The sequence below is a fragment of the Pseudomonas nitroreducens genome (genome assembly GCF_024170165.1).
Lineage (GTDB): Bacteria > Pseudomonadota > Gammaproteobacteria > Pseudomonadales > Pseudomonadaceae > Pseudomonas > Pseudomonas nitroreducens_C.
The window spans coordinates 67,646-90,692 of record NZ_JALJXP010000013.1 but is presented as its reverse complement, the minus strand read 5'-3'; the positions used below and the strand labels follow the sequence as shown (position 1 = coordinate 90,692).

The 23,047-nt window shown below is 67.7% G+C and carries 22 protein-coding genes; 5 read left to right on the top strand and 17 right to left on the bottom strand.

Annotated elements, in window-relative coordinates:
- Positions 1-9: 9 nt before the first annotated feature.
- Entirely contained in the window at positions 10-2,109 is a 2,100-nt protein-coding gene (locus tag J2T47_RS23385; RefSeq protein ID WP_253452269.1) for a TonB-dependent siderophore receptor, read from the bottom strand.
- 416 nt (positions 2,110-2,525) lie between these two features.
- On the opposite strand from J2T47_RS23385, the gene J2T47_RS23380 reads away from it, so the two are divergent.
- Complete coding sequence (locus J2T47_RS23380; protein ID WP_253452266.1) at positions 2,526-2,723, top strand: hypothetical protein; 198 nt, start codon at positions 2,526-2,528, stop codon at positions 2,721-2,723.
- A 173-nt stretch (positions 2,724-2,896) separates the two neighbouring features.
- On the opposite strand, the gene J2T47_RS23375 is transcribed toward J2T47_RS23380, so the two are convergent.
- Positions 2,897-3,445, bottom strand: coding sequence for an AAA family ATPase (locus J2T47_RS23375; RefSeq protein ID WP_253452264.1), 549 nt, complete (start codon positions 3,443-3,445; stop codon positions 2,897-2,899).
- Between the two features lie 493 nt (positions 3,446-3,938).
- Here J2T47_RS23375 and J2T47_RS23370 point away from each other — a divergent pair, with 493 nt between their 5' ends.
- From J2T47_RS23370 to J2T47_RS23355, 4 genes are all read left to right on the top strand, one after another.
- Positions 3,939-4,610: an NAD(P)H-binding protein gene (locus J2T47_RS23370; RefSeq protein WP_253452261.1), complete on the top strand. Its 672-nt coding sequence runs from the start codon at positions 3,939-3,941 to the stop codon at positions 4,608-4,610.
- Between the two features lie 216 nt (positions 4,611-4,826).
- Positions 4,827-5,336, top strand: a complete 510-nt coding sequence (locus J2T47_RS23365) for a sigma-70 family RNA polymerase sigma factor (protein WP_253452258.1) — start codon at positions 4,827-4,829, stop codon at positions 5,334-5,336.
- Positions 5,333-6,289 carry a FecR domain-containing protein gene (locus J2T47_RS23360; RefSeq protein ID WP_253452255.1) on the top strand — a complete coding sequence of 319 codons (957 nt, stop codon included), beginning with the start codon at positions 5,333-5,335 and terminating at the stop codon, positions 6,287-6,289. The genes J2T47_RS23365 and J2T47_RS23360 overlap by 4 nt, the downstream gene beginning before the upstream one ends.
- 112 nt (positions 6,290-6,401) lie before the next feature.
- Positions 6,402-8,870, top strand: a complete 2,469-nt coding sequence (locus tag J2T47_RS23355) for a TonB-dependent siderophore receptor (RefSeq protein ID WP_253452252.1) — start codon at positions 6,402-6,404, stop codon at positions 8,868-8,870.
- A 149-nt stretch (positions 8,871-9,019) separates the two neighbouring features.
- Here the strand turns inward: J2T47_RS23355 and J2T47_RS23350 are convergent, their stop codons facing one another.
- The 15 genes from J2T47_RS23350 to J2T47_RS23280 form a co-directional block, all read right to left on the bottom strand.
- Positions 9,020-9,316, bottom strand: a complete 297-nt coding sequence (locus J2T47_RS23350; protein ID WP_253452249.1) for a YncE family protein — start codon at positions 9,314-9,316, stop codon at positions 9,020-9,022.
- Positions 9,249-9,518, bottom strand: coding sequence for a DUF302 domain-containing protein (locus J2T47_RS23345; protein WP_253452246.1), 270 nt, complete (start codon positions 9,516-9,518; stop codon positions 9,249-9,251). The genes J2T47_RS23350 and J2T47_RS23345 overlap by 68 nt, the downstream gene beginning before the upstream one ends.
- Positions 9,519-9,682: 164 nt before the next feature.
- Positions 9,683-10,348, bottom strand: coding sequence for a VIT1/CCC1 transporter family protein (locus J2T47_RS23340; RefSeq protein ID WP_253452243.1), 666 nt, complete (start codon positions 10,346-10,348; stop codon positions 9,683-9,685).
- 90 nt (positions 10,349-10,438) lie between these two features.
- The gene (locus tag J2T47_RS23335; protein WP_253452240.1) at positions 10,439-10,783 is read right to left on the bottom strand and encodes a cupin domain-containing protein; all 345 of its coding nucleotides are present in this window, start codon (positions 10,781-10,783) and stop codon (positions 10,439-10,441) included.
- A gap of 85 nt (positions 10,784-10,868) precedes the next feature.
- Complete coding sequence (locus J2T47_RS23330) at positions 10,869-11,669, bottom strand: cyclase family protein (RefSeq protein ID WP_253452237.1); 801 nt, start codon at positions 11,667-11,669, stop codon at positions 10,869-10,871.
- Entirely contained in the window at positions 11,666-12,649 is a 984-nt protein-coding gene (locus J2T47_RS23325; protein WP_253452234.1) for an NAD-dependent epimerase/dehydratase family protein, read from the bottom strand. The genes J2T47_RS23330 and J2T47_RS23325 overlap by 4 nt, the downstream gene beginning before the upstream one ends.
- Positions 12,640-13,632, bottom strand: coding sequence for a fumarylacetoacetate hydrolase family protein (locus J2T47_RS23320; RefSeq protein WP_253452231.1), 993 nt, complete (start codon positions 13,630-13,632; stop codon positions 12,640-12,642). The genes J2T47_RS23325 and J2T47_RS23320 overlap by 10 nt, the downstream gene beginning before the upstream one ends.
- Entirely contained in the window at positions 13,629-14,201 is a 573-nt protein-coding gene (locus J2T47_RS23315; protein ID WP_253452228.1) for a cupin domain-containing protein, read from the bottom strand. The genes J2T47_RS23320 and J2T47_RS23315 overlap by 4 nt, the downstream gene beginning before the upstream one ends.
- An 11-nt stretch (positions 14,202-14,212) precedes the next feature.
- Positions 14,213-14,986, bottom strand: coding sequence for an SDR family NAD(P)-dependent oxidoreductase (locus J2T47_RS23310; protein ID WP_253452225.1), 774 nt, complete (start codon positions 14,984-14,986; stop codon positions 14,213-14,215).
- Entirely contained in the window at positions 14,983-16,047 is a 1,065-nt protein-coding gene (locus J2T47_RS23305) for an aromatic ring-hydroxylating dioxygenase subunit alpha (protein WP_253452223.1), read from the bottom strand. Before J2T47_RS23305 ends, J2T47_RS23310 begins: the two co-directional genes overlap by 4 nt.
- A gap of 10 nt (positions 16,048-16,057) precedes the next feature.
- Positions 16,058-17,011, bottom strand: a complete 954-nt coding sequence (locus J2T47_RS23300) for a PDR/VanB family oxidoreductase (RefSeq protein ID WP_253452221.1) — start codon at positions 17,009-17,011, stop codon at positions 16,058-16,060.
- Complete coding sequence (locus J2T47_RS23295; protein ID WP_253452218.1) at positions 17,004-18,074, bottom strand: aromatic ring-hydroxylating dioxygenase subunit alpha; 1,071 nt, start codon at positions 18,072-18,074, stop codon at positions 17,004-17,006. The genes J2T47_RS23300 and J2T47_RS23295 overlap by 8 nt, the downstream gene beginning before the upstream one ends.
- A 22-nt stretch (positions 18,075-18,096) precedes the next feature.
- Positions 18,097-19,281, bottom strand: a complete 1,185-nt coding sequence (locus J2T47_RS23290) for an MFS transporter (protein ID WP_253452216.1) — start codon at positions 19,279-19,281, stop codon at positions 18,097-18,099.
- Between the two features lie 119 nt (positions 19,282-19,400).
- Positions 19,401-21,887 (bottom strand): efflux RND transporter permease subunit, encoded by a 2,487-nt coding sequence (locus J2T47_RS23285; protein ID WP_253452213.1) that lies wholly within the window; start codon positions 21,885-21,887, stop codon positions 19,401-19,403.
- A gap of 3 nt (positions 21,888-21,890) precedes the next feature.
- On the bottom strand, positions 21,891-22,952 hold the full coding sequence (locus J2T47_RS23280; protein WP_253452209.1) for a WD40/YVTN/BNR-like repeat-containing protein: 1,062 nt from the start codon (positions 22,950-22,952) through the stop codon (positions 21,891-21,893).
- Positions 22,953-23,047 lie beyond the last annotated feature (95 nt).

Below are 23,047 nucleotides of genomic sequence, written 5' to 3'. Positions count from 1 at the left end.
ACCTGCCCGTCAGTACTTCCAGGTGACCGACGCGGTGAGGTTGCGCGGCGCGCCGTAGTTGGAGGTGCTGCCACTCTCCAGCGAGAGCAGGTACTTGCGGTCGGTGAGGTTGTTCAGGTTCAGCGAAGTGCTCCAGTTCGAGTCGATGTCGTAGCTGGTCATCAGGTCGACCAGCGCGTAGGCGCTCTGGCGCACTGCGCTGTAGCTGTCGCTTTCGACGCCGCTCTGCCAGCTCACCCGCGAACCGACCTTGACCTGCGGCAGGCCCGGCAGGCGGTAGGTCGCGGAGCCGCGCACGGTGTGCTTGGGCACGTACTTGCGGGTACGGTCGCCGTTGTCATCATCGATGCGCACGTAGGTGTAGCCGGCCAGCAGGTCCAGGCCGGGCAGTGCCTCGCCGGAAGCCTGCAGCTCGATGCCTTTGCTCTTGTTGTCGACGCCGTTGTAGACGTAGTGGCCATCCACCAGCCCGGCGTACTCCTGGACGTTGCGCTGCTCGGTCTTGAACAGTGCCGCGCTGACGCTCATGCGGCTGTCGAGCAGGTCGCCCTTGATGCCGACTTCCTTGCTGGTGCCTTCCAGCGGATCGAGCAGGCCGCCGTCGGTGGCGATCACGTACTGCGGGGAGAAGATCCGCGTCCAGCTGCCATAGACCGCCCATTCCGGGTTCAAGTCGTAGACCAGGCCGGTGTACGGGGTGACCTTGCCGTGCTCGCGGGTGTCGTGCGCAGCGCCATAGCTGTCGCCGCTGCCGTCGGCGCTGAGCATGCGTGCGCCGACGATCCAGTGCAGGTCATCCATCAGGCTGAAGCGCGCGCCGGCGTAGACGCTCTTCTGCGTGTCCTCGAAGTTCTGCGCGTTGGTGGTGTCGTTGGTGTACGGCATGGCCGGGCGCTGCAGGTTGCCGGCCAGGGCGTCGGACAGGTTGGCGCTGTAGTAGCCGTTCTCGCCGATGGTGTTGGCGCCGGCCTTGAGGTGGGTGCGGCCGTAGTTCACCCCCACCGTCAGCTCATGCTCGCGGCCCAGCAGCTGGAACGGTCCGGAGAGCTGGCCCTCGCCGATCACCTGGTGCTGGGTGCTGGCGGTCTGGTTGGAATAAGCGGTGCCGGCGTCGTCGGTGATGCCGTAGAGGTAGAACAGCTGGGTGTCCTGGTACTGGGTGATGCCGGTCAGCGTGAGCTTGCCGTTCCAGCCGTTGCCGAAATCATGGTTCAGCTCGGCGAAGGCACGCTGGGTGTGCAGGTTCCAGTAGGTCCAGTCCTGGCCGACGCTGGAGCTGCGGCTGCTGTAGTGGATCGGGTTGCCGCTGCTGTCCACCAGCGGCAGGTTGCCCCAGGTGGTGCCGTTGGAGTCGGAGTTGTGCTGGGAGAAGCCGACGGTCAGGGTGTCCGCGTCGGACAGGTCGAAGGCCAGCAGGCCGGCGGCGACGTTGACCTCGTGGCTGTAGCGGTCGAGCCAGGAGTTGCCCTTGTCGTGGGCGTAGATGAAGCGCCCGCGCACGTTGCCGCTGTCGGTCAGCGGGCCGGATACGTCGGCCTCCACGCGGCGATTGTCCCAGGAACCGACGCTGCTGCCGATCTTCGCCTGGAAGGTATCGGTGGGCCGCTTGCGCACGAAGTTGACGGTGGCCGAGGGGTTGCCGGTACCGCTCATGAGGCCGTTGGCGCCGTGCAGCACGTCGATCTGCTCGTACTCGGCCAAGTCCTGGGCGCCACCCAGCAGCGTCTGGGCGAACGGCAGCCCCATGCCGTCGTACTCGAAGGTGTCGATCTGATAACCGCGCGAAGTGAAGATGGTGCGGTCGGTCTCGAACTGCTCCACGGTCACCGTGGGAGCAGAACGCAGCGCATCGCGCACGTCGTTGAGGCCGAAGTCGTCCATCTGCTGACGGGTGATGGTGGTGATGCCCTGCGGCGTTTCCTGGTCGCTCAGCTTCATCCGCGTGGTGCTGCGCGACGGCTTGGTCTGGTAGCCCTCGCTCGGCACATCGGAGCGGTCGGGAGCCTGGATCACGCTGTCGGACAGGTTCAGTACATCGTCTGCGGCGTAGGCCGCAGGCGTGGCGCTGCAGGCTCCGGTGAGCAGCAGAACAGGAAAACGGGACTTCATGGAGGACGGCCTTGTGTCGGAAGTGGCAGGTAGTGATTATTTGTCGCAAATGGTAATACATCCCATTTGATAATTCTTCCTGCGTTTGCTCCTACCGTGTAACGCCGTCGATACACGGCCTTCGCGCGCCACCCTCAGAACGCCGAGCGAGGGCCCTGCGTGCCCCCGGATGCCCGGCCGGATGCCTTCGGCCTTGAGGGAATCGCAACGGGCAGTGCGCCACTTCGGGATGGCCGCCATTGCCCGGCGCTCGACCTTTTCTGCGCTCCCCGAGTGTGTAATCACTTTCCTACAGGTGGTGACTGGGATTCGCATATCTGCCCGTTGAGCACCGGCGAATACTGCCTTCCAGGGAGCCCACCTCCCTTCGAGCATTCACTTTCCTTTCCCGCTGATCGCCCCTGGAGGGCAGTCCGATGCGCGCCGTACTCGCAGTCACCGTCACCGTCACTGCCCTGCTCCTGGCTGGCTGCTCCAGCCCGGCGCAGCGGATGTCCAACTGCCAGGCGCAGGGCGTCAGCCGCGACGCCTGCTACCTCGCCGAGCAGAATCGTCAAGCGGCCATTAGCGCTGCGGCAGAGAAGCAGGCCCTGGAGAACGCACGCAGCCAGTAGCCAGGGTTCGTACCTTTGCAGGTGCCTGCGCAGTTTGTGCGTTTCCGGGCAGAAGCAGACGCTCCTGGATGGAACTGATGCGCTGAGCGCTTCGGACCAGCCGCCAAACAGCTCGCTTCAGTCAGAGGAAACAGTGCCCGCTCCGGGTCGACTGCAGCCAGCGATCGGGGACCTCAGTCGGCCTCTTTCCCCCATTGAGCAGACCGGCAACCGTCACTCCGACAGTTGGCCAGAACAAAGTCGGCGCGAGCGCAAACCGTCTCGCAGGGCAGCAGGATCGGATGGTATCCAGCGTTCAGGTAGGCCAGCCGGACACGCTCATAATCACGCAAGGCCGCTTCGAGGCTGTGCCGGCGGTCAGCGTCGTTCTCGTAGATTTCAGGCCATGGCGGCGCGAGAAAGAGTCGATCGTAGCGATGGGTTGCGATGGCGCTCGCCGGCAGATCACCACCCCGCGCGGTGATCGCCACGGCCGCATCGACGATGCCCCGGTCAAAAAAGGTGAGCCCTTGCGCCGTCTCGTGGTCTGCCATGGACATCGCCAGCGCGCGCCGCCCGAAGGCCTCTGCATCCACCCAGGGCAATGCGCTTCCCTCCCCCGCCCGCGTCTGCGCAATGATGCGCCGGCCAGGCTCTTCGACGACGGCATGGCCGCGACGCGCAAGCTCGGCCAGCAGCGTCGACTTGCCACCCCCCGAACACCCCGAAATCACTACAAACATGCGAGCCCCCGCCCTGCCCGGTCGTGATGCATTGTGCCTTTCCACCAGCGGCCCCTGCAGCTTTTCCAAGCCGCCAGGATCGCCGAAAGAACCTCCAGCGGATCGATGGCCAGCGGGCAGACACGCGTCCGGACTGCCTTCGGAGCCGTGCCCGCGTGGCTCATCAGCCTGTCGGAGCCCGATCCAACTGCGCAGGTGCGCGAGTTGCTCGGGATCGCTCATCTGCCGGCGCGCAGCAAAGGCCTGGCATGAGCAAGCGCACGCTGCAACGCCATTTCGAAGGCGAAGAGGAAAGCTTCCGCGCCCGGGTCAATGCCCTCGCGAAAACCTGGCGCGCTACTATCTGGCGAACACCACCGTGTCGGGCGCGGAGATTACCTTCCTGCTCGGCTTCGAAGATCCCAATTCCTTCTACCGTGCATGTCAGGACTGGAGCGGGCAGACGCCCGACGGCACCCCACATGCCCCGAGCCCGAACCGAGGAGCCGCAAACGTGCCCACCCCTGACGATCAACGCAAAGTGCTGCTGGCCGGCGCCACCGGCCTTGTGGGCGGCCAGATACTCCAGGCACTGCTGGCGGACGGCTCCGTCGGCGAGGTGCATGCCCTGAGCCGTCGGCCATTGAGTCTCAGCCACCCCAAACTTCAGGTTCACAGCGTCGATTTCGGCCGCCTGCCTGTGCTGCCGCCGACCGACGAGGTCTACCTGGCGCTCGGCACCACGATCAAGGTTGCCGGCAGCCAGGCGGCATTCCGCGCAGTCGACCTGGACGCCAATCTCGCCGTGGCCAACGCCGCGCTCGCGGCGGGAACCCGGCGCGTGGGACTGGTCAGCGCGGTAGGGGCCGACGGGCAATCCTCGGTGTTCTACAACCGCGTCAAGGGTGAGCTGGAGGATGCCCTCAAGGCGATGCCACTGACGGCGCTGGTGATCGCGCAACCCTCGCTCCTGCTGGACTACCGCGACGGCCTGCAGCAACCGCCGCGCCTCGGTGAACAGCTCGCGATCCCGGTCGCGAAGCTCCTGGGGCCGCTGATGCCAGGGAAATATCGGCCCGTCCATGCACGGGCGGTCGCGCAGGCGCTGGTCAGGACCGTCCCGACGGCAGGCGGCGTGGTGGTGCTGGCCTCCGATGTACTCGTCAGGCTGGGCGACCAACCCTGAGCGCGCCCCGGGCCATGCAGCGCCAGCGCTCGCGGCGGCTGGCGAAGCCCGCCTGAGTCCACGCATGACAGGTCCGCTCCGGGCCGCAAGCTGCCCTGCGCAGCGGGCAGCGCACGGGCAGAAACGGACCATCGCCAACCTGCAGTTTTCAAGCAATCCCACATCCCGTATATTTGATAACGATTGTCGTTTGCAAATTGTTCTTAGGGGATTGCAATGCAGGGGGATTCGTCGCTGCAGGCGGTAGGGATGCTTTACCGCGACCATCATGGCTGGTTGCGTGGCTGGCTGCGCAAACGCCTCAACGATTCCGCCGACGCCGCCGACCTGGCGCAGGACACCTTCGTTCGCGTGCTGATGGCCCGGAGCGCCGAGGCGATCCGCGAGCCCCGGCACTACCTGCAGACCATCGCCCGCGGCCTGGTCATCGACCTGTACCGCCGCCGTTCGCTGGAGCGCGCCTATCTGGAGGCGCTGGCGCTGCTGCCCGAGGCGGTTCAGCCGTCCCTCGAGGAACAGGCCCTGCTGCTCGAAGCGCTGACGGAAATCGACCGCATGCTCGATGGCCTGGGACCGAAGGTCCGCCAGGCGTTCATCCTTTCCCAGCTCGAAGGGCTGACCTACAACCAGATCGCCGAGCGCCTGGGGATTTCCCTGCGCACGGTGAACAAATACATGGCCAAGGCCATGGAGCACTGCTGCCTGGCCATGGCGGGGGTCCTGTGAACGACACCCTGCCACCCAATGAACGGGCAGCCATCAGCGAAGCGGCCCGCTGGTACGCACGCCTGGCCAACGCGACGCCGGGAGACGGCGATCAGCGCGCCTGGCAACGCTGGCTGGCGGCCGACCCGATCAACCAGCGCGCCTGGCAGCGCATCGAATCGGTGAACCTGCAGATGGCCCGCGTACCGGGTCGCCTGGCGGCTGCCACGCTGGCCTCGGCCGGGCAGTCCCGGCGCCAGGTGCTGCGCAGCTTCTTCGTGGTCGCGTCGCTGGGCGGGCTGGCCACCCTGGGTTGGCGCAGTGATGCACGCCAGCGCTACAGCGCCGGCTACAGGACGGCGGTGGGCGAAAGCCGTCACTTCACCCTGGCGGACGGCAGCCGGATGCAACTGGGCACCGACAGTGCGGTGGATGTGCTCTTCGATGCCAATCAGCGGCTGATCCTCCTGCGTGCCGGCGAGGTGCTGGTGAGCACCGCGAGCGATAGTCTCGACAGACCCTTCCGCGTACGCAGCGCTGATGCCACCGTGCGCGCGCTGGGTACTCGCTTCAGCGTGAGCAGCTGGGGGAACGCAACCGAGGTGGCGGTACTGGAGAAAGCGGTCGAAGTCTCCGTGCCCGGCCAGGCGGCTCCCCTGCGCCTGGAGGCCGGCCAGCACACTCGCATCACCTCCGGCACCATCGAACCCGTAGGGGTCAATGATGCGTCGGTGGGCGCCTGGGCGCAGGGCAGCCTGATTGCCATCGACCGCCCGCTGGGCGAGTTGCTGGAGGAACTGGGGCGTTACCGCCACGGCTGGCTCAGATGCGATTCGCGCATCAGCGGGCTGCGCATTTCCGGCGCCTTCCCGGTGGATGACACCGACCTCGCGCTCAGGGCCCTGGAACGCAGCTTCCCGGTCGCGGTGGTGTATCGCACGGGGTACTGGGTCACCGTGGTACCGCGCGGCTGAGCCCGCATGGAGCCGGTAAAAGATTTTTCCAACCACCGTGCACTTTCTTCGTCCCTGGTTCGGCTACTCCGGCATCAGTGACCCACTTGGTCACCACCACCGGGGAGAGACCATGCTGTATCCGTTCGTTCGCCACCGGCTTGCCATTCACGTGCAGGCTGCCCTCTTCAGTGTCGTCGTGGGCGTGCCCGTCGTTCAGGGCGCAGAGCCGGCAGCATCCAGCGCAGTGCAGAGCATCCGGCAGTACGACATCGCCGCCGGTTCGCTGACCGAAGTGCTCAGCCGCTTCGCCAGCGAAGCCGGGGTCGCGCTCTCGTTCGACGCCAGCAAGACCGCCCATCTCCAGTCAGCCGGCCTGCACGGCAGCTACTCGCGGGAGGCCGGCTTCGCCACGCTCCTCTCCGGCACCGGGCTGCGAGCGGTGGACCAGGGCGGCAGCTATGTGCTGGAAGAGGTTCCAGCGGCGCTGGCGATGAGCGACACCGTCGTCACCGGCCAGGGCCTGGGGCCGACGACAGAAGACTCCGGCTCCTACACATCCGGCGAAGCCACCATCGGCAAATCCACCCAGCGCCTCAAGGACATTCCGCAGTCGGTCACCGTCATCACCCGCAAGGCGATGGACGACCAGCGCCTCGACACCCTCGACCAGGTGCTGGAGAAAACCACCGGCATCACCACCTACCAGAGCCCCTCCGGTGGCAAGTACATCTACTCGCGCGGCTTCGAGGTGGAGACCATCCAGTACGACGGCGTCCCCCTCGACCGCCGCTACTACGCCATCGGCAGCAGCTTCACCTCCGACACGCTGCTCTATGACCGCGTCGAGGTGCTGCGCGGCGCCAACGGCCTGCTGCAGGGCAGCGGCAATCCCGGCGCCGCCATCAACCTCGTGCGCAAACGCCCGAAGGCCGAACCGTCGCTCTCGCTGACCGCCAGCGCCGGCTCCTGGGACACCTACCGGCAGACCCTCGATGGCAGCGCGCCGCTTACCGAAGACGGCAGGCTGCGTGGTCGGGTAGTGGCCGCCCACGAGGACCGCGACTACTTCTACGACACTGCGGACAGCCGCAAGAACGTGCTCTACGGCATTCTCGAGTACGACCTGACCGACGACACCCGAGTGGCCGCCGGCGCCAGCGTGGAAGACCTGCATTCGACACCGTCCTTCGGCGGGCTGCCGCGCAACAAGGATGGCAGCGCGGTGAACGCGGGGCGCTCCACCTTCACCGGGGCGGACTGGAACAAATGGAACAACAAGCAGACCACCTACTTCGCCGACGTCACCCACGACTTCAACGATGACTGGCGCCTGAACGCCTCGGGCAGCTACATCCGCGAGACCAACGACATCCTCTACAGCTTCGGTCGCGGCGCCGTCGACCCGGCTACCGGCGACGGCATGCAGTCGCGCGCCTACCTCTACGACTTCGAGAACATCAACCAGGGCGCCGACATCAACCTCGCCGGCAAGTGGCGCGCCTTCGACCTGGAGCACCAGGTGGTGGTCGGCGCCAACGCCAGCGACCTGAAGACCGACGATGTGCAGGGCGGCCTGCTCAACCTCGGGCCGATCAACATCTACGACCCGGTCTCGCCGCGCAGGCCCACCGAGGAAGAGATGCTTAGCACCACCTACGCCGGCGCCTCCAAGGGCCATATCCGCCAGAACGGCCTCTACGGCGTGGTGCGCTACAAGCTCGCCGAGCCGCTGACCCTGGTCCTGGGCGGGCGTACCAGCAACTACCAGTACGACTACGAACTCAACCGCTTCACCACCTCCTCCCCCGCCCCGGCGCATTCGAAGGAAACCGGCGAGTTCACTCCCTACGGCGGCCTGATCTACGAGCTGAACAACCAGTGGTCGGTCTACGCCAGCTACACCGACATCTTCAAGCCGCAGACCGAGCTGACCCAGGACAGCGCCCCGCTCAAGCCCATCGAAGGTTCGAACTACGAGATCGGCCTCAAAGGCGAGCTGATGGATGGCCGCGTCAACACCAGCTTCGCGATCTTCCGCGTGAACCAGGAAAACCGTGCGCAGTACGACTACGCCTCGGAGTGCGGGCAGAACGGCGAAGACAACTGCTACGTGGCGGGCGGCAAGGTTCGCGCCGAGGGCTTCGACGCGGAGATCAGCGGCGAGGTGCTGCGCGACCTGCAACTGTTCGCCGGCTACACCTACACCTCGACCAAGTTCCTCAACGACCCGGGCGACGGCACCTCGTCCTCCGGCTCCACCTTCAACAGCTATACGCCGCGCCACCTGCTGCGCTTCTGGGCCGACTACAAGCTGCCGGGCGAGCTGAGCCAGTGGAGCGCAGGCGCCGGCGCCAGCATCCAGAGCGAGAACTACAACACCAACTTTGGCGGCACTGGCGGCGTAGGCGATATCAAGCAGTCCGGCTACGCCATCTGGAACGCGCGCCTGGGCTACCAGATCAACAGGAACTTCAGCGTCGCCCTGAACGGCAACAACCTGTTCGACAAGAAGTACTACTCCTCCATCGGCTGGCTGAACGCGAGCAACCAGTACGGTGACCCGCGCAACTACACCGTCACCCTGAAGGCCGACTTCTGAGCTGATACGGCAGGGCTCCCTGCCCTGCACCGGCCGCCTCGCCAGTGCGGCGCAAACGGACAACGCCCGATGCCAGGCAGCGGGCGTTGCAGTGGATCGGCATGCGCCCGCTCGGCTCCCCTTGCCGGAGCGAGCGGGTCGCAGGCGCCTTACGGCGTCATGTTGATGCCGTTGGGGTTCTTCGACACCGGAACCGTACCGACCACCTTGCCCGCCTTCACGTCGACCTTCGACACGGAGTCGGCGAAGGAATTGGTGACGTAGGCATATCGCCCTTCGCGGTCGATCACCACACCGTGGGCACCGGCGCCGGTTTCCACGGTTTTCGTGACCTTGAAGCCTTCAAGATCGACCACGCTGACCGAATTGCCGGGCTTTTCACGGGAGCCCTGGTTGGCGACCACCAGGGTCCGCGAATCCGGCGTGACGAACAGCTGGATGGGCATGCCGCCGACCGCCCAGGGGATTGCCGAACAGGAACAGCCGCGTCGGCCGCAGGCTGGTGCCCGCACCGCTGGCCGCGGCGCTCTGGTCGATATCGGCGAACAGCGTGACACCATGGGATTGCAGGGCATCCTGCAGCCGCGCCACCGTGGTGGAAAAGTCGAACTGGCTGGTGAGCGTCTGGGTGCGGGCCGGGTGTGCCATGGAAGCGCCTCGTTGGTCACGTCTTGATGAGTCCAGCAAGACGATAGACGCTGAACGCGACCGATCAAGCTCGCCGAAACAACTTCGACGCGGACAATCCGTGCCGGATATTTCAGCGCAGCCGCTTGCCTCCGCAGAGGCCGGGGCAGGCAGATTCGCGCGGTTCAACCGCCCAGCGCGATGATGGCGAACAGCAGCGCCGTTCCCACTACCGCCAATGCAATCCCGCCCGCCCAGGGCGAACCGCCGGAATAGCGGGCGAGCATCCAGCCGGAGATGAACAGCATCACCAGCGCCACCGCATTGGAGGCACGGATGGCCGGGCCGGTCTGGTCGATCAGCAGGAAGGGAATGACCAGCGGGAAGGTCGCCAGCACCACCAGCAGGAAGGTGGCCAGCGCGCCCTTGATGTCTGCCCAGCCGATGCGTGCCGGAGCCGCGGCGCCAGCGGCTTCTCGCAGCAGGTGCAGGCGCAGCATTTCCAGCCCGTCCGCGCGGACTGCCGTGGCTATCCGCGGTGGTAGCTCAGCGGCGATCAGCCCCTGGCCATCGCGCGGGTCGGAACTGCCCTGCAGGCGCTCCATCAGCGTGCGGCTGCGGGTACGTTCGGTCCAGGTACGCATCAGGAAGATCACGGCGTCGGCCAGGCCCCAGGCGAGGTTGCAGCCCAGCGCGGCGATCAGCATGGTGCGCACCTCTTCCCGCCCCGAGGTCGCCACGCTCAGCGAGCCGATGAAGGTCATGGCCATCAGCAGGCCGAAAATCACTTCGGTGATGCGGTCGATCGGTTCCAGCACCCGCTGCCAGGTGCCCCTCTCGGCTTTGTCCATCGCTGCCCTCCTGATCGGCTCGTCGTCCCTCGTCCATGCCATTGGGTGAGCGCTCGCCAGTGCTGGTCGAAGCAACGCCTCCGGCCGGGACTAGCCCAGCCGGACGATGTCGACCGAAATCTCCACGGCGATGCTGCTGCCGCGGTTCTCCAGCCAGTGCGTGGTGGTGTGGTCCTCGGGCCAGCCGACGCCCGGCCCGTAGTCAGTGGCGATACCGTCGCGATGGTCGGTGATGGTGCCCTGCAGGATGAATACCGTGCCGGGGCGGTCCACGTGGTCATGCACCGGCCCGAAAACGCCGCCGGGCGCGATGGTCACCCGGCGCATCCGCAGTTGTCGGCCGGCCATGCCGTCGATCTCCGGGCCGAGGTCGACCGAGGACAGCAGTTCCACCGTCACACCTCTTGTCTCGGGTGCCACCTCTACGCTGTTCATCACGCCGGCCTCGCTGAACGACAGGTTCTCTGTGCCAGTAAAGACCCTGCATGGCGCGCCTCCAAGCGAGGCGACAAAGGGTCGTTCAGGTCACGGCCGGCGGGGCTTCCAGGATCGCCACAGCGCGCACGAAACCGGCAGAGGCATGGCGGATCTTGTAGGGGAAGCAGCTGACCAGGAAGCCGTGGTCGGGCAGTTGCTCGAGGTTGGCGAGCTTCTCCATCTGCCCGTAGCCGATGTCGCGCCCGGCCTTGTGGCCTTCCCAGATGATCGAAGCATCGCCGGAGGCCGTGAAACGCTCGCGGGTGAACTTGAAGGGCGCATCCCAGCTCCAGGCATCGGTGCCCACCACCCGCACGCCGCGCTCCAGCAGGTACAGCGTTGCCTCGCGGCCCATGCCGACGCCGGCTTCGAGGTAGCCCGGCTGGCCGAACAGGCTACCGGCGCGGGTGTTGACCAGGACGATGTCCAGCGGCTGCAGCAGATGGCCGATGCGCGCCAGTTCGGCCTCGACCTCGGCAGCGCTCACCACATGGCCGTCCGGGAAGTGACGGAAGTCCAGTTTCACGCCCGGTTGCAGGCACCATTCCAGCGGCAGCTCGTCGATGCCGAAGGCCGGTTTGCCACCGTCGGTGGTGGATGCGTAGTGCCACGGCGCATCCATGTGGGTGCCGCTGTGGGTGGTGATCTGCAGGCGCTCCGCCGCCCAGGACTCGTCGCCGGGCAGGTCTTCCTTGCGCAGGCCAGGGAACATCGCGGCCATCTCCGGCCAGCCCTGCTGGTGATCCATGTAGTCGATCTTCGGCAGCAGCGGCGGCGGGTCGGTGTAGGGGTTGTTGTCCAGGGTCACGGACAGGTCCAGCAGGCGGCGTTGATTCAGGCTCATGCGGAAACTCCTTTGCGGATGGCGGCGCGGCTGCGACGCGGCGGAAGGTCGAGGGCGTTGCGCAACAGGCCGGCCACCGAACCGTCGTGGCAGAAACCCAGCTCACGGGCCTGCGGCGTGCGCAGCGGCGGGTAGGCGCCGAACAGCGCTTCCAGCTGTGGATCGGGTTCGAAGGCGATGCGCTCGCAATGGGCTTCGCCGAAGCAGGCGGCGAGCCCGGCAAGCACCTGCGCGATGGTCAGCTGCAGCACCGGCAGCTGCCACACCCGCTGGCTGCCGGGCTCCCTGAGTTCGGCGGCGTGCAACAGGTTGTCCACGCAACAGCGGGCCGACATCCACCAGGCGCCGGCCTGCGGCGAAACCGGGCAGGTGTAACTGTCCCCCGCCGCACAGGCGTGCAGCAGGTCGCTCATGAAGGCCGAACGCAGTCCATTGGGCTCGCGCGGCCGGGCGACTATGCCGGGCAGGCGCAGCGCGCGCCCGTCCACTTCGCCGCGGCGGGACAGGTCCTGCAGGGCAATCTCCACCATGCGCTTGTGCGCCGCATAGGACAGCTGCGGCGCCGTCGGCTGTTGCTCGTCCATCCGCGCTGGCAGCTCGCTGCCATAGACCGCCACGCTGCTGGCATAAACCAGCACCGGCGGTCGCGCGGCATTGCGCAGCTGGTGCAGCAGCTCCAGGCTCGCCTGCAGGTTGACCTGGTAACCCAGCTCATACTGCGTCTCGGCGGCACCGCCGGGCACACTCACCAGGTGGAACACCACGTCGACGCCATCGGCCAGCACCCGGCGCAACAGGGCCGGATCGGTGACGCTGCCGTAATGCCGGCGCAGGCGCGAATCGTCGGGCAAGCCTTCGAGTTTCTGATCCAGCAACAGCAAGGCCTCGATCCGTTTCCCGCGCAGCTCACCCGCCTCCAGCAGGCGATGCACCAGCAGGCGGCCGACGAAGCCATTGGCCCCGCTGACCATCACGCGCATCGCCAGCCTCCTTGCACCACGCGCTGGTCGATGGCGCCGAACAGCACTTCACCTTCGCTGCCGCGGGCTTCCATGCGCACGCGGTCACCGAAGTGCATGAACGCAGTGCGCGGTGCACCGTGGGCAATGGTCTCGATGGCACGGCGCTCGGCGATGCACGCCGAGCCCACGGAGCGATCGGCGTTGGACACGGTGCCCGAGCCGATCAGCGTGCCCGCGCTCAAGCGCCGTGTCAGGGCGGCATGGGCGATCAGCTCATGGAAGCCGAAGTGCATGGCGCCGCCGTGGGGATGGCCGAACCATTCGCCGTTCCACTCCACCTTCAACGGCAGGTGCACGCGACCATCACGCCAGGCGTTGCCCAGCTCGTCCGGGGTCACCGCCACCGGGGCGAAGCTGGAAGCGGGCTTGGCCTGGAGGAAGCCGAAGCCGGTCTTCATCTCCCGTGGCGCCAGGGCGCGCAGGCTGACGTCGTTGAGCTGCAGCACCAGGCGCACATGCTGCAACGCCTGCTCCGCCGGACAGCCCATGGGCACTGCGTCGAGCAGCACGGCGAACTCGCCTTCGAAGTCGATGCCGTGGGCTTCGCTGGGCAGCGGGATATCCGCGCGCGGGCCGAGGAAGTCGTCGCCAGCGCCCTGGTAGATCAGCGGAATGCGCTCGACGCCTTCGATGGGTTCCAGGTTGAAGGCCTTCTGCATCAGCTCGCCGTGGCTGAGGAAGCAGGAGCCGTCCAGCCATTGCCAGGCGCGTGGCAGCGGCGCGGCAAGCTGCGCCGGGTCGAGCTCGAAGGCGCCGGCGACGGCATTGGCGTTGAGCCGCTGGTAAAGGCGCTGCAGGTCGGCTTCGACCAGGCTCCAGCGGTCCAGCGCGGCCTGCAGGGTGGCGGCGATGCCACTGGCATCCACCGCCCGCGTCAGGTCGCGGGAGACCACCAGCAGGCGGCCATCACGGCTGCCGTCATCGAGAGTGGCGAGCTTCATGGCAGCAACTCCTGCAACTCGGCCGCGTAACGGCCATCGAGAAGAATGAAGACCATCCGCGCCATCGCTTCGGTGCGGTTGCTCCACGCGTGATTGGTGCCGCGCTGCACCACGATGTCGCCGCGCTTGAGGTGCACCTCGCCGTCGTCCAGCACCAGCCAGACCTCGCCCTCGGTGACGATGCCGTAGTCCAGGGTCTGGGTGCGGTGCATCAGCTTGTGCTTCGAATCGGCCTTGCCGGTGCCGGCATGGGACTCGCCGATTTCGGCGAAGACTGCCGCGGCGTCTTCGGCGCTGACCTGGTTCTGCACGCTGTCCGGCGGGATGTCCACCACGCGGATGACGCTGCCCAGCGCACCCGGGCTGAGCTGCAGCGGCTGGGCGGTGGGGTCGTCGCCATTGTCCAGTGGCGCGGGGCTGCCGAGGCTGTTCCACACCTCGTAGAACAGGGTCCCGGGCACGGCCTTGAGCGGAAAGTTGTTCGGCGTCGGGCCGCAGCTGGCGACCACCGCCTGGCCCTGGGCGTCGTGGCCGGTGACCACGCGTTTGAAGGTGGGAAGCTGGTGCATGGTGTCTCCTTTCAATTGCCGTCGCCGATGGTCGTACCACCGTCGACGATGAGGTTCTGCCCGCTGATGAAGGCGCCACCGGGAGCGGCCAGCAGCAATGCCAGGGCCGCCACTTCCTCGGGCCGGCCGACCCGGCGCAGCGGCGTAAGCGCCAGGCGGCGCTGCAGGACGTCGGGGTTGCCGGTGAGCGGGCGGGCGAATTCGGTGTGGATCACGCCGGGGCTGATGGCATTGACGCGGATGTTCGCCGGCCCCCACTCCACCGCCAGGTTGCGCGCCAGTTGCGCCAGACCCGCCTTGGACAGCCCGTACAGGCCCAACCCCTTGTTGCCGCGCACGCCGGCGATGCTCGCCATCAGCACCACGCTGCCGCCGCCACCTTCGGCCATGGCCGGGAGCAAGGCGCTGGTCAGCCACAACGCGCTGCGCAGGTTGACGCTGAAGGTCAGGTCCCAGTCGGCATCGCTGGCCGTGCCGAGCGGCCCCATGTGCGGTGCAACGCCGGCATTGCAGACCAGCGCATCGAGCGTGCCGAGGTGTTGCAGAGCCTGCTGCGCGAGTGCCTGCACGGCGCTCGCTTCGCGCAGATCGGCGGGCACGGCGATCACGTCGATGCCCTCTTCGGCCAGCGATTCGGCCACGCGCCCACAGTCCCCGGCGTTCTCGCTGCTGATTACCAGGCGCGCGCCAGCGCGGCCGTACTCGCGGGCGATGGCCAGGCCGATGCCGCGGGTGGCGCCGGTGATCAGCGCAGCCTTGCCGGCGAGGGAGAACAGCGCGCTCATGCCTGGCCCGCCAGCAGGCTGGCGATGATGCGCCGGGCACGGTTGGCGCCGGCATCGACATGGATGTCGACCATCGGCCGCTCGCCGAAGCGCAGCAGGTTGGCGTACTGCGCCTCGATCACCTGTTTGTCCTCGTCGAAGGTCAGGCGGGTCTGCTCCAGTACCCGGCTCAGGTTCTCTTCCGGGTCGGCCTGGGGGTTGGTCGCCTGGGTCCAGAAGTAGTGGCAGGTCTCTTTCGTCTCCGGCGTCACGCCATGGAAGCCACGCAGGTGGAAGCCGCCCCGCTCGGCCTTGTCGATGGGCTCGCTGCCGGCCTCCACCGCGCCGGTCCAGATGCACAGGTGCGAGGGCTGGAATTCGATCTCCTGCCAGCGGTCGATGCGCCCCTTGAATGGATAGGCGTCGCGGTAGGTGGGCGGCGGCTCGGAGTCGAGCATGTGGCGCACCACCCTTACCGACTGTTCATCGCCGCTGACCTGCATCTGCGCGTTCATGTGGATGCGCGCATTGCCGCCGATGGTGCGCAGGTGCACGTAGCCCAGATGGCTGAGGTCGAGCAGGTTGTCGTGGATGAGCTGCCAGGGCGCCGCGTAGTGGTAGACGTCGCCGCCGAAGCGGTACTGGCCGCTGTCGTGGTGCGGGTAGGCCGGCGGCTCCCGGTCGGGTGCGGCGCTGCCGTGCCAGAGCCAGAGGATCTGGTCCCGCTCGCGCAGGGTGAAGGCCTTCACCAGCGCCTTGCCGGGCACCTTGGCCTGGCCGGGGATCTCCAGGCAGCGGCCGTCGCCGGCGAACAGCAGTCCGTGGTAGCCACAGCGCAGGCCGTCCTGTTCGAGGGTGCCGAGTGACAGCGGCAAGGCGCGGTGGCAGCAACGGTCCTCCAGGGCGGCGACGCTGCCATCGGCGCTGCGGAACAGCACCAGCGGCTGCCCGAGCAACGTGCGCGCCAGTGGCTTGTCACCAAGCTCCCAGGCGAAGCCGGCAACGTACCAGCAGTCCTGCGGGAAATCGGGCTGGCCACTGGGCGCTGCGGGATCGAAGGTGGCGATGGGGCTGGAAATCATCGGTGGCTCCTCAGAGATCGAGTACCAGGCGCGGGCTCTTCGAGCGCGAGCAGCAGGGCGTGAACTGGTCGTTGCGGGCGTGTTCGGCAGCGGTCATGAACAGGTCGCGGTGCTCCGGCTCGCCGGCCAGCACGCGCGTCACGCAGGTGCCGCAGATGCCCTGCTCGCAGGACAGCGGGATGTCCACGCCGGCCTCCAGTAGCACATCGGCGACGCTGCGTTCAGGCGGAATCCGGAAGCACTGCCCGCTGCTCGCCAGTTGCACCTCGAAGCTGTCGCTGGCGGTCTCCGGCTCGGGCGCAGCGGCGAAGTACTCGCGGTGCAGGCGGGACTCGTCCCAGCCGGCCTGGCGCGCACTGTCCAGCACATGGGCCATGAAGCCGCCGGGCCCGCAGACGTAGAGGTGCGTGTCGTCCGCCGGCGCTGCCAGCAGGCGCGCGGCATCCAGGCGCTGCTCAACGGGGCCGTCGTCGAAATGCAGCTGCACCTGGTCGGCAAAGCTCGACCGGTTCAGGCGTTCGAGGAAGGCCGCGCGGTCGGCCGAGCGACAACAGTAGTGCAGCTCGAACGTCGCGCCGCTCTGCGCGAGCCGTTCGGCCATGCAGAGGATCGGCGTGATGCCGATGCCGCCGGCGAACAGCAGGCTGCGGCCAGCTTCATGGGCGAGCGGGAAGAGGTTGCGCGGTTCGCTGATGCGCAGCTGCATGCCCTCTTCCACTGCCTCGTGCAGGCAGCGCGAACCGCCGCGCGAGGCCGGGTCGAGGAGCACGCCGATCTGGTAGCGGTCGTGCTCGCGCGGGTCGTTGCACAGCGAGTACTGGCGCACCAGCCCGTTGGGCAGGTGCACGTCGATGTGCGAGCCGGCGCTGAACGGCGGCAGGCTGGCACCATCCAGCGAGCGCAGTTCGAAGCCGAGGATGTCCTGTGCCTCGTGCTGGCGGCGGCTGACGCGGACCTCAAGCATGGCCGGCCTCCTTCGCCACTTCGGCGGCCGAGCGCTCTTCGGCGATCAGCCGGTCGAGCACGCGACGGGCACGGATTGCTCCGGCATCGCCCACCAGCAGCACCGGCTTGAGCGACCAGAACTCAGCGTCGCCCATCATCTCCTGCTGCGCTTCGAGCATCGGCAGGTCCTCGGCAGCGAACGGTTGGCGGATCGCCTCGACCTGTTCGCGGGCCAGCTGCTCGCCCATCGGGCCCATGGCCTTGGGGAAGCACATGGCGAACCAGTAGTGGGTGGTCCTGCCGGTCTCGGGAGTGAACAGGTGCGGGATCGGGTTGTTCACCCCTTCGCTGCGCGGCCGCCCGGTGGGCACCGCGCCGGCGTACAGCAGCATGTTGGCGGGGGCGTCCCAGCGCACGTCGATCCAGCGGTCGACCGGGGTGCCGTGGGGGATGTTCAACGCCTGGTAGAGGAAGTCCGGCATGATCTCGGCCACGGTCTGGCGGTTCGACCAGACGCTGTCACCTTCCTGCTCGACGCTGGTGATCGCACTCTTCACGCCCTCGCCGCCGAGGGTCGCGGGGTGCAGGAACTCGACGTGGCTGAGGTCCATGATGTTGTCGGTTTCCAGCACGTAGTTGGCCTTGGCGTGCAGGTAGCCCTTGCCGACGTACCAGTGCTCGGCATCCATGCAGCTGAAGTCGGGAATGCGCTGCGGATCGGCCAGCGCCGGATCGCCCATCCAGATCCACAGCAGGCTGTGGCGCTCCACCAGGGGATAGGCCCTGACCTTGGCCGCCCGCGGGATGACACCGTCGCCATGGGGGTTGTGGGTGCAGGCGCCGCTGCTGTCGAAGCGCAGGCCGTGGTAGGCGCACTGCACCTCGTCGCCCTTCAGGCAGCCCATGTGCAGCGGGGCGAAGCGATGCGGGCAGCGGTTGCCGATGGCCCGGGCGATCCCCTGGCTGTCGCGGTAGAGCAGCACCGGCTCGTCCAGCAGGGTGCGCGGGAACAGTTGCCCGGCTTCGACTTCGGTGTCCCAGGCAGCGGCGTACCAGGTATTGCGCAAGTAGCTCACGGTCATGTCCTCTTTCTTGTTGTCGTGATCAGGCCAGCGCCTGAGCCTTGATCTGCCGGCCCAGCAGCACCAGGCACAGCGGCGCCAGTGCAAGCTGGGCCAACGCCACCAGCAGCAAGGCATGGGGCAGCTGGGTGGCGATGCCGCCGGTGAGCGCCAGCACCAGTAACGGGCTGACGAACTCGCCGGCGAATATCGATGCGGTGAAACCACCGGTGGCGCGGCCACGCTGGTCGAAGCCGACCTGCTGCATCACCTGGGTGATCAGCGTCGGCAGCAGCAGACCCACGCCCAACCCGTTCAACAGCACGGCAAGGACCACGGGCGCATGGCTGGACGACAGCGCCATCAGCCCGCCTCCCAGGCCCGCCGTGGCGAAGCCCAGGGCCAGCAGGCGACGCGCCGGCAACCCGGCGAGCAGACGGAAGGTCAGCGCACCGGCCAGCACGCCGAGCTGGTTGGCGCCCATGGTCAGGCCGATCTGCTGCGGGCCGTCGACGTGCAGCAGTTGCAGCAGGTAGCCCGCCTGCACCGGCACGATGAACAGGCTGACGCCGGCCAGCCCGGTGAGCAGGTACAGCGGCGCCAGCGCCCCCCAGGGGAAGCGCGAGGTGCTCGACGGCTCCTGCTCGACACGGCGCGCCTGCGGTTCCCAGAGCAGCAGCGCCATCAGCGGCAGGCACAGCACGCCCACGGCGTAGAGCGCGAACGGGGTGCGCCAGCTGCTCTCCCCCAGCGCGCCGCCCAGCCCCATGAACAGCGCGGCGGAAAGCGAGGTGGCGACCATCTGCAGGGCGAACAGGCGCTCGCGACGCTGGCCGTCGAAGTAGTCGCCCATCAGCGTGGTGCAGCAGGTCATGATCCCCGCCTCCGCCAGGCCGATACCCGCGCGGCTGGCGACGATCAGGCCAAGCGAATCCAGCCACAGCGGCAGCACCCCGCAGAGGCTGTAAAGCAGCATGCTGGCGAGCAGCAGGGAGCGCCGTCCCACGCGGTCCGCCAGTACACCGGCCAGCGGCGCGAGGAAGGCGATCACCAGCGCCGGCAGGGTCAGCGCCACCGGCACCAGCACGGCGGCACCGGGGGTCTCGGCGAAGTGCGTCTGCATACGTGGCAGCACCGGCGCGATGAGCACCGCACCGAGCACCGGCAGGCAGCTGCCGAACAGCAGCAACAGGGCTTGCGCGCCGCCGGCGCGGCGTTCAGCGCTCATGGGGCGCCTCCACCAGCAGGCAGTGGCTGGCGCCGTACTGGATCAGGCCGGCGCGCAGCTCGCACCACAGGGTCTTCAGGCAGGGCATGGTTTCGTCCTCTTGTTTTCGTTGTGTGGACTCAGCGCGCCTGGCCACAGGCCAGGGGCGTGGCGGCGTGCTGCTGGCAGCAGTCGCGGTCGTGGTGGACTTCCTGCAGGTGGTGCGCCGGCAAGGCGGCTTGTGCCTCCACGCGGGCCTGGCGCTGCGGCAGGAGGAAGTACGCCAGCGCCGGCAGCAGGATCAGCGCGCCGACCATGTTCCAGACGAACATGAAGGCCAGCAGCACGCCCATGTCGGCCTGGAACTTGATGGGCGAGAAGATCCAGGTGCCCACGCCGATGGCCAGGGTCACGCCGGTGAGCATCACCACCTTGCCGGTGAACAGCAGCGCGCGGTAATACGCCTCGGACAGGCTGGCGCCCTGGCGCAGCTGTGCCAGCACGATGCTCATGACGTAGAGCGCGTAGTCCACGCCGATGCCGACGCCCAGGGCGATCACCGGCAGGGTCGCAACCTTCACGCCGATGCCCAGCGCGACCATCAGCGCCTCGCAGAGGATCGAGGTGAGCACCAGCGGCAGCACTGCGCAGAGCACCGCACGCCAGGAGCGGAAAGTCACCAGGCAGAGCAGGATCACCGCGCCGTAGACCCACCAGAGCATGTCGCGGTTGGCCTGCTTCACCACCTGGTTGGTGGCGGCTTCGATACCGGCGCTGCCGGCGGCGAGGAGGAACTTCGCCTGCTCGCTGTCGTTGTCCCGGGCGAAGGCCTGCACGCTGGCCACCACCCGGGCCAGGGTGTCGGCCTTGTGGTCGGTGAGGTAGGCGTAGAGCGTCAGCAGGCTGCAGTCGTCGTTGTACAGGCCGCGCGGGGCGTTGGCGGTGACCATGTTCAGGGTCGCCTGGTTGTTCACCAGCTCGTACCACTTCGGGCTGCCTTCGGAGAGGCCGACCAGCACCCGGCGGTTGAGCAGCGCCAGCGAGTTGGTCGAGTCCACGCCCGGCAGGCCGCGCAGCTGCCAGTCCAGGTCATCCACGCGCTTGAGGGTGTCGTAGGCCGAGCAGGCGCCGGCAGGAGTCTGCACCATCACCGCGAAGACGTCGCTGCTGGCGCCGTAGTGTCGGGTGACGAAGGCGTTGTCGCGGTTGTAGCGCGAGTCCGGGCGCAGCTCGGGGGCGCCGGCGTCGAGGTCGCCAACCTTCAGGTGCAGGCTCACGGCATAGCCGCCAGCAGCCATCAGCGCAGCCACGACAATGCACGCGGCGGCCCAGCGACGCCGGGTGAACAGGTCGAGGAAGCGCCACAGCGCATGCTTGTCCGCCCCGCTCGCCTCGGCCTCTTCGGCGCGCAGGCTGCGCCGCGCCGCGCGGGCGCTGACGCCCACGTAGGAGAGCAGCACTGGCAGCAGGATCAGGTTGGTGAAGATCAGCACCGCGACGCCCAGGCTGGCGATCACCGCCAGGTCCTGGATCACCTGGATACGGATGATCATCAGCACGGCGAAACCCACGGCGTCGCAGAGCAGCGCGGTGAGCCCGGCGAGGAACAGCCGGCGGAAGGTGAAGCGCGCCGCCACCAGGCGGTGCATGCCACGACCGATGTCCTGCATGATGCCGTTCATCTTCTGCGCGCCGTGGCTCATGCCGATGGCGAACACCAGGAACGGCACCAGCACCGAGTACGGGTCCAGCTCGTAGCCCAGCAGCGGCAGCAGGCCCAGCTGCCAGACCACTGCCACCAGCGAGCAGATCACCACCAGCGCGGTGCTGCGCACGCAGCGGGTGTACCAGTAGAGCACCGCGGCGGTGATGGCGATGGCGGCGGCGAAGAACAGCAGGATCTGCTTCAGCCCGTCGATCAGGTCGCCCACTACCTTGGCGAAGCCGGTGATGTGGATGTCCACGCCCTGCTCCTGGAAGCGCGCACGCAGGCTTTCCAGTTCATGGGAGAAGGCCGTGTAGTCCAGCGCCTGGCCGTCCGGGGTCTTCTCCAGCAGCGGCACGTAGACGATGCTCGAACGCTGGTCGAAGGCCACCAGCTGGCCGATCTCGTTGGAGCGCTCGACGTTGCGCTTGAGCTCTTCGAGCTTCGCGGCGCCGCCATCGTAGCCGTCGGGGATGACCGGGCCGCCTTCCAGGCCGTCCTCGGTCACGCCGGTCCAGCGAGTCGAGGGCGTCCACAGCGACTTCATCGCCGCGCGGTCGACGCCGGGCAGCAGATACACCGCATCGTTGAGTTGCTGCAGGCTGTGCAGGTAGTCCTTGTCGTAAATGCTGCCGCGCGGGTTGGCCACGGCAATGCGCACGGCATTGCCCAGCCCGGCCAGCTCCTGGCGGTGCTCCAGGTAGTTGTGGATGAACGGGTGTTCGCGCGGGATCATCTTCTCGAAACTGGCGTTGAGCGTCAGGCGGGTGGCCTGCCAGCCCAGCAACAGGGTCGCCGCCAGGCACAGCAGCAGGACCAGTGCGCGGTGGTTGAACAGCGCGCGTTCCAGCAATGAGCCGGAAGCACTGTCGAAGTCGTCGAGGCGGCCGCTGGACGGCGCAGGGGAAGTCGTGGCGTGCATGGCTCAGTCCGCGCGAGGGGGTTGGGAAGAAGGCGCCAGGCGGCGCACACCGGCCATGCCGACGGCGACAATGGCGCCATCGGCGGCGCTGGTGGCGGCGGTCAACGGCAGGCCGTCGGAGACCGGCAGCGGCTGCACGGCGACGGCGTCGAGGCCGCTGCGCAGCAGCATCCCGGCCTGATTGGCGAGCAGCAGCTGGCCACCGGCGACGCGGATGCCGTTGAGCGATGCGGGAATCGGATTGGCCAGCGGCTGGAAGCTTTCGCCGGCATCGTCGGAAGCCAACAGCGTGCCACGCAGGCCGCCCACCAGCAGGCGCCCGCCGGGCAGCACGGCGGCGGCGAAGTAGCTGCCGTCGTAGGGACTCTGCAGGGCCTCGAAGTGGACGCCATCATCGCGGGAACGCAGCAGCAGGCCCTGCTCGCCAGCGACATACAGGTCACTGCCGGCGCGGGCCAGGGCATACAGGTGAAGGCCACGCTGGTTCGGCAGCCGGCCTATCTCGGATTGCCAGCTGCGGCCGCCATCGGCAGTGCTCAGGGCCAGGCCGTAAGCGCCGACCACCAGACCATGACGGGTGTCGGCGAAGCTCAGCGCCAGCAGCGGTTTGTCGGCGCCGTCGGCCACCAGCCTTTGCGCGGCGGCGACACGCGCCGCGTCACCGGACAGCTCAGCAGCCTGCTGCTCCAGGGCTGCGCCACGCTTGCCGTCGAGTTGCAGGGTCCAGTGCTCGCCGCCGTCCTCGCTGTGCAGCACCACGCCGGCGTGGCCGATGGCCCAGCCAGTTTGCGCATCGAGGAACTGCACGGCCGTCAGGCCGACGCTCACCGGCACCGCCGCGGCCTGGCGCCAGGTAGTGCCGTTGTCGTCGGAGAGCAGCACCACACCGCGCTCACCCACTGCCACCAGGCGCCCGCCGGCGCGGGCCACATCCTGCAACACCGCGCGCAGGGCCTGCGGGCCCTGCACGGCGGGCTGCGCCAGGACATCCACGCTGCCACCGGCAAACGCCGCGGGCACCGCGCAACAGGCTGCCAGCAGCCAGGCGGAGAGACTCTTCTTCATCGCACGCAACCTTTCTTTTTTTCTTGTAATCGCTACAACGGTTTCGCTACGGAGCTCCCTGCAGGAGCGAGCCATGCTCGCGAATCGCGGGCATG

Excerpts from the sequence above, each read along its gene's own strand:
- J2T47_RS23340 (WP_253452243.1), bottom strand. The coding sequence starts at position 10,348 with ATGGACAAAGCCGAGAGGGGCACCTGGCAGCGGGTGCTGGAACCGATC.
- J2T47_RS23355 (WP_253452252.1), top strand. The coding sequence starts at position 6,402 with ATGCTGTATCCGTTCGTTCGCCACCGGCTTGCCATTCACGTGCAGGCT.
- J2T47_RS23285 (WP_253452213.1), bottom strand. The coding sequence starts at position 21,887 with ATGCACGCCACGACTTCCCCTGCGCCGTCCAGCGGCCGCCTCGACGAC.
- J2T47_RS23380 (WP_253452266.1), top strand. The coding sequence starts at position 2,526 with ATGCGCGCCGTACTCGCAGTCACCGTCACCGTCACTGCCCTGCTCCTG.
- J2T47_RS23375 (WP_253452264.1), bottom strand. The coding sequence starts at position 3,445 with ATGTTTGTAGTGATTTCGGGGTGTTCGGGGGGTGGCAAGTCGACGCTG.
- J2T47_RS23310 (WP_253452225.1), bottom strand. The coding sequence starts at position 14,986 with ATGAGCGCGCTGTTCTCCCTCGCCGGCAAGGCTGCGCTGATCACCGGC.
- J2T47_RS23315 (WP_253452228.1), bottom strand. The coding sequence starts at position 14,201 with ATGCACCAGCTTCCCACCTTCAAACGCGTGGTCACCGGCCACGACGCC.
- J2T47_RS23295 (WP_253452218.1), bottom strand. The coding sequence starts at position 18,074 with ATGACCGTGAGCTACTTGCGCAATACCTGGTACGCCGCTGCCTGGGAC.
- J2T47_RS23345 (WP_253452246.1), bottom strand. The coding sequence starts at position 9,518 with ATGGCACACCCGGCCCGCACCCAGACGCTCACCAGCCAGTTCGACTTT.
- J2T47_RS23335 (WP_253452240.1), bottom strand. The coding sequence starts at position 10,783 with ATGAACAGCGTAGAGGTGGCACCCGAGACAAGAGGTGTGACGGTGGAA.
- J2T47_RS23325 (WP_253452234.1), bottom strand. The coding sequence starts at position 12,649 with ATGCGCGTGATGGTCAGCGGGGCCAATGGCTTCGTCGGCCGCCTGCTG.
- J2T47_RS23290 (WP_253452216.1), bottom strand. The coding sequence starts at position 19,281 with ATGAGCGCTGAACGCCGCGCCGGCGGCGCGCAAGCCCTGTTGCTGCTG.
- J2T47_RS23350 (WP_253452249.1), bottom strand. The coding sequence starts at position 9,316 with ATGCCCATCCAGCTGTTCGTCACGCCGGATTCGCGGACCCTGGTGGTC.
- J2T47_RS23365 (WP_253452258.1), top strand. The coding sequence starts at position 4,827 with ATGCAGGGGGATTCGTCGCTGCAGGCGGTAGGGATGCTTTACCGCGAC.
- J2T47_RS23300 (WP_253452221.1), bottom strand. The coding sequence starts at position 17,011 with ATGCTTGAGGTCCGCGTCAGCCGCCGCCAGCACGAGGCACAGGACATC.
- J2T47_RS23320 (WP_253452231.1), bottom strand. The coding sequence starts at position 13,632 with ATGAAGCTCGCCACTCTCGATGACGGCAGCCGTGATGGCCGCCTGCTG.
- J2T47_RS23280 (WP_253452209.1), bottom strand. The coding sequence starts at position 22,952 with ATGAAGAAGAGTCTCTCCGCCTGGCTGCTGGCAGCCTGTTGCGCGGTG.
- J2T47_RS23330 (WP_253452237.1), bottom strand. The coding sequence starts at position 11,669 with ATGAGCCTGAATCAACGCCGCCTGCTGGACCTGTCCGTGACCCTGGAC.
- J2T47_RS23385 (WP_253452269.1), bottom strand. The coding sequence starts at position 2,109 with ATGAAGTCCCGTTTTCCTGTTCTGCTGCTCACCGGAGCCTGCAGCGCC.
- J2T47_RS23305 (WP_253452223.1), bottom strand. The coding sequence starts at position 16,047 with ATGATTTCCAGCCCCATCGCCACCTTCGATCCCGCAGCGCCCAGTGGC.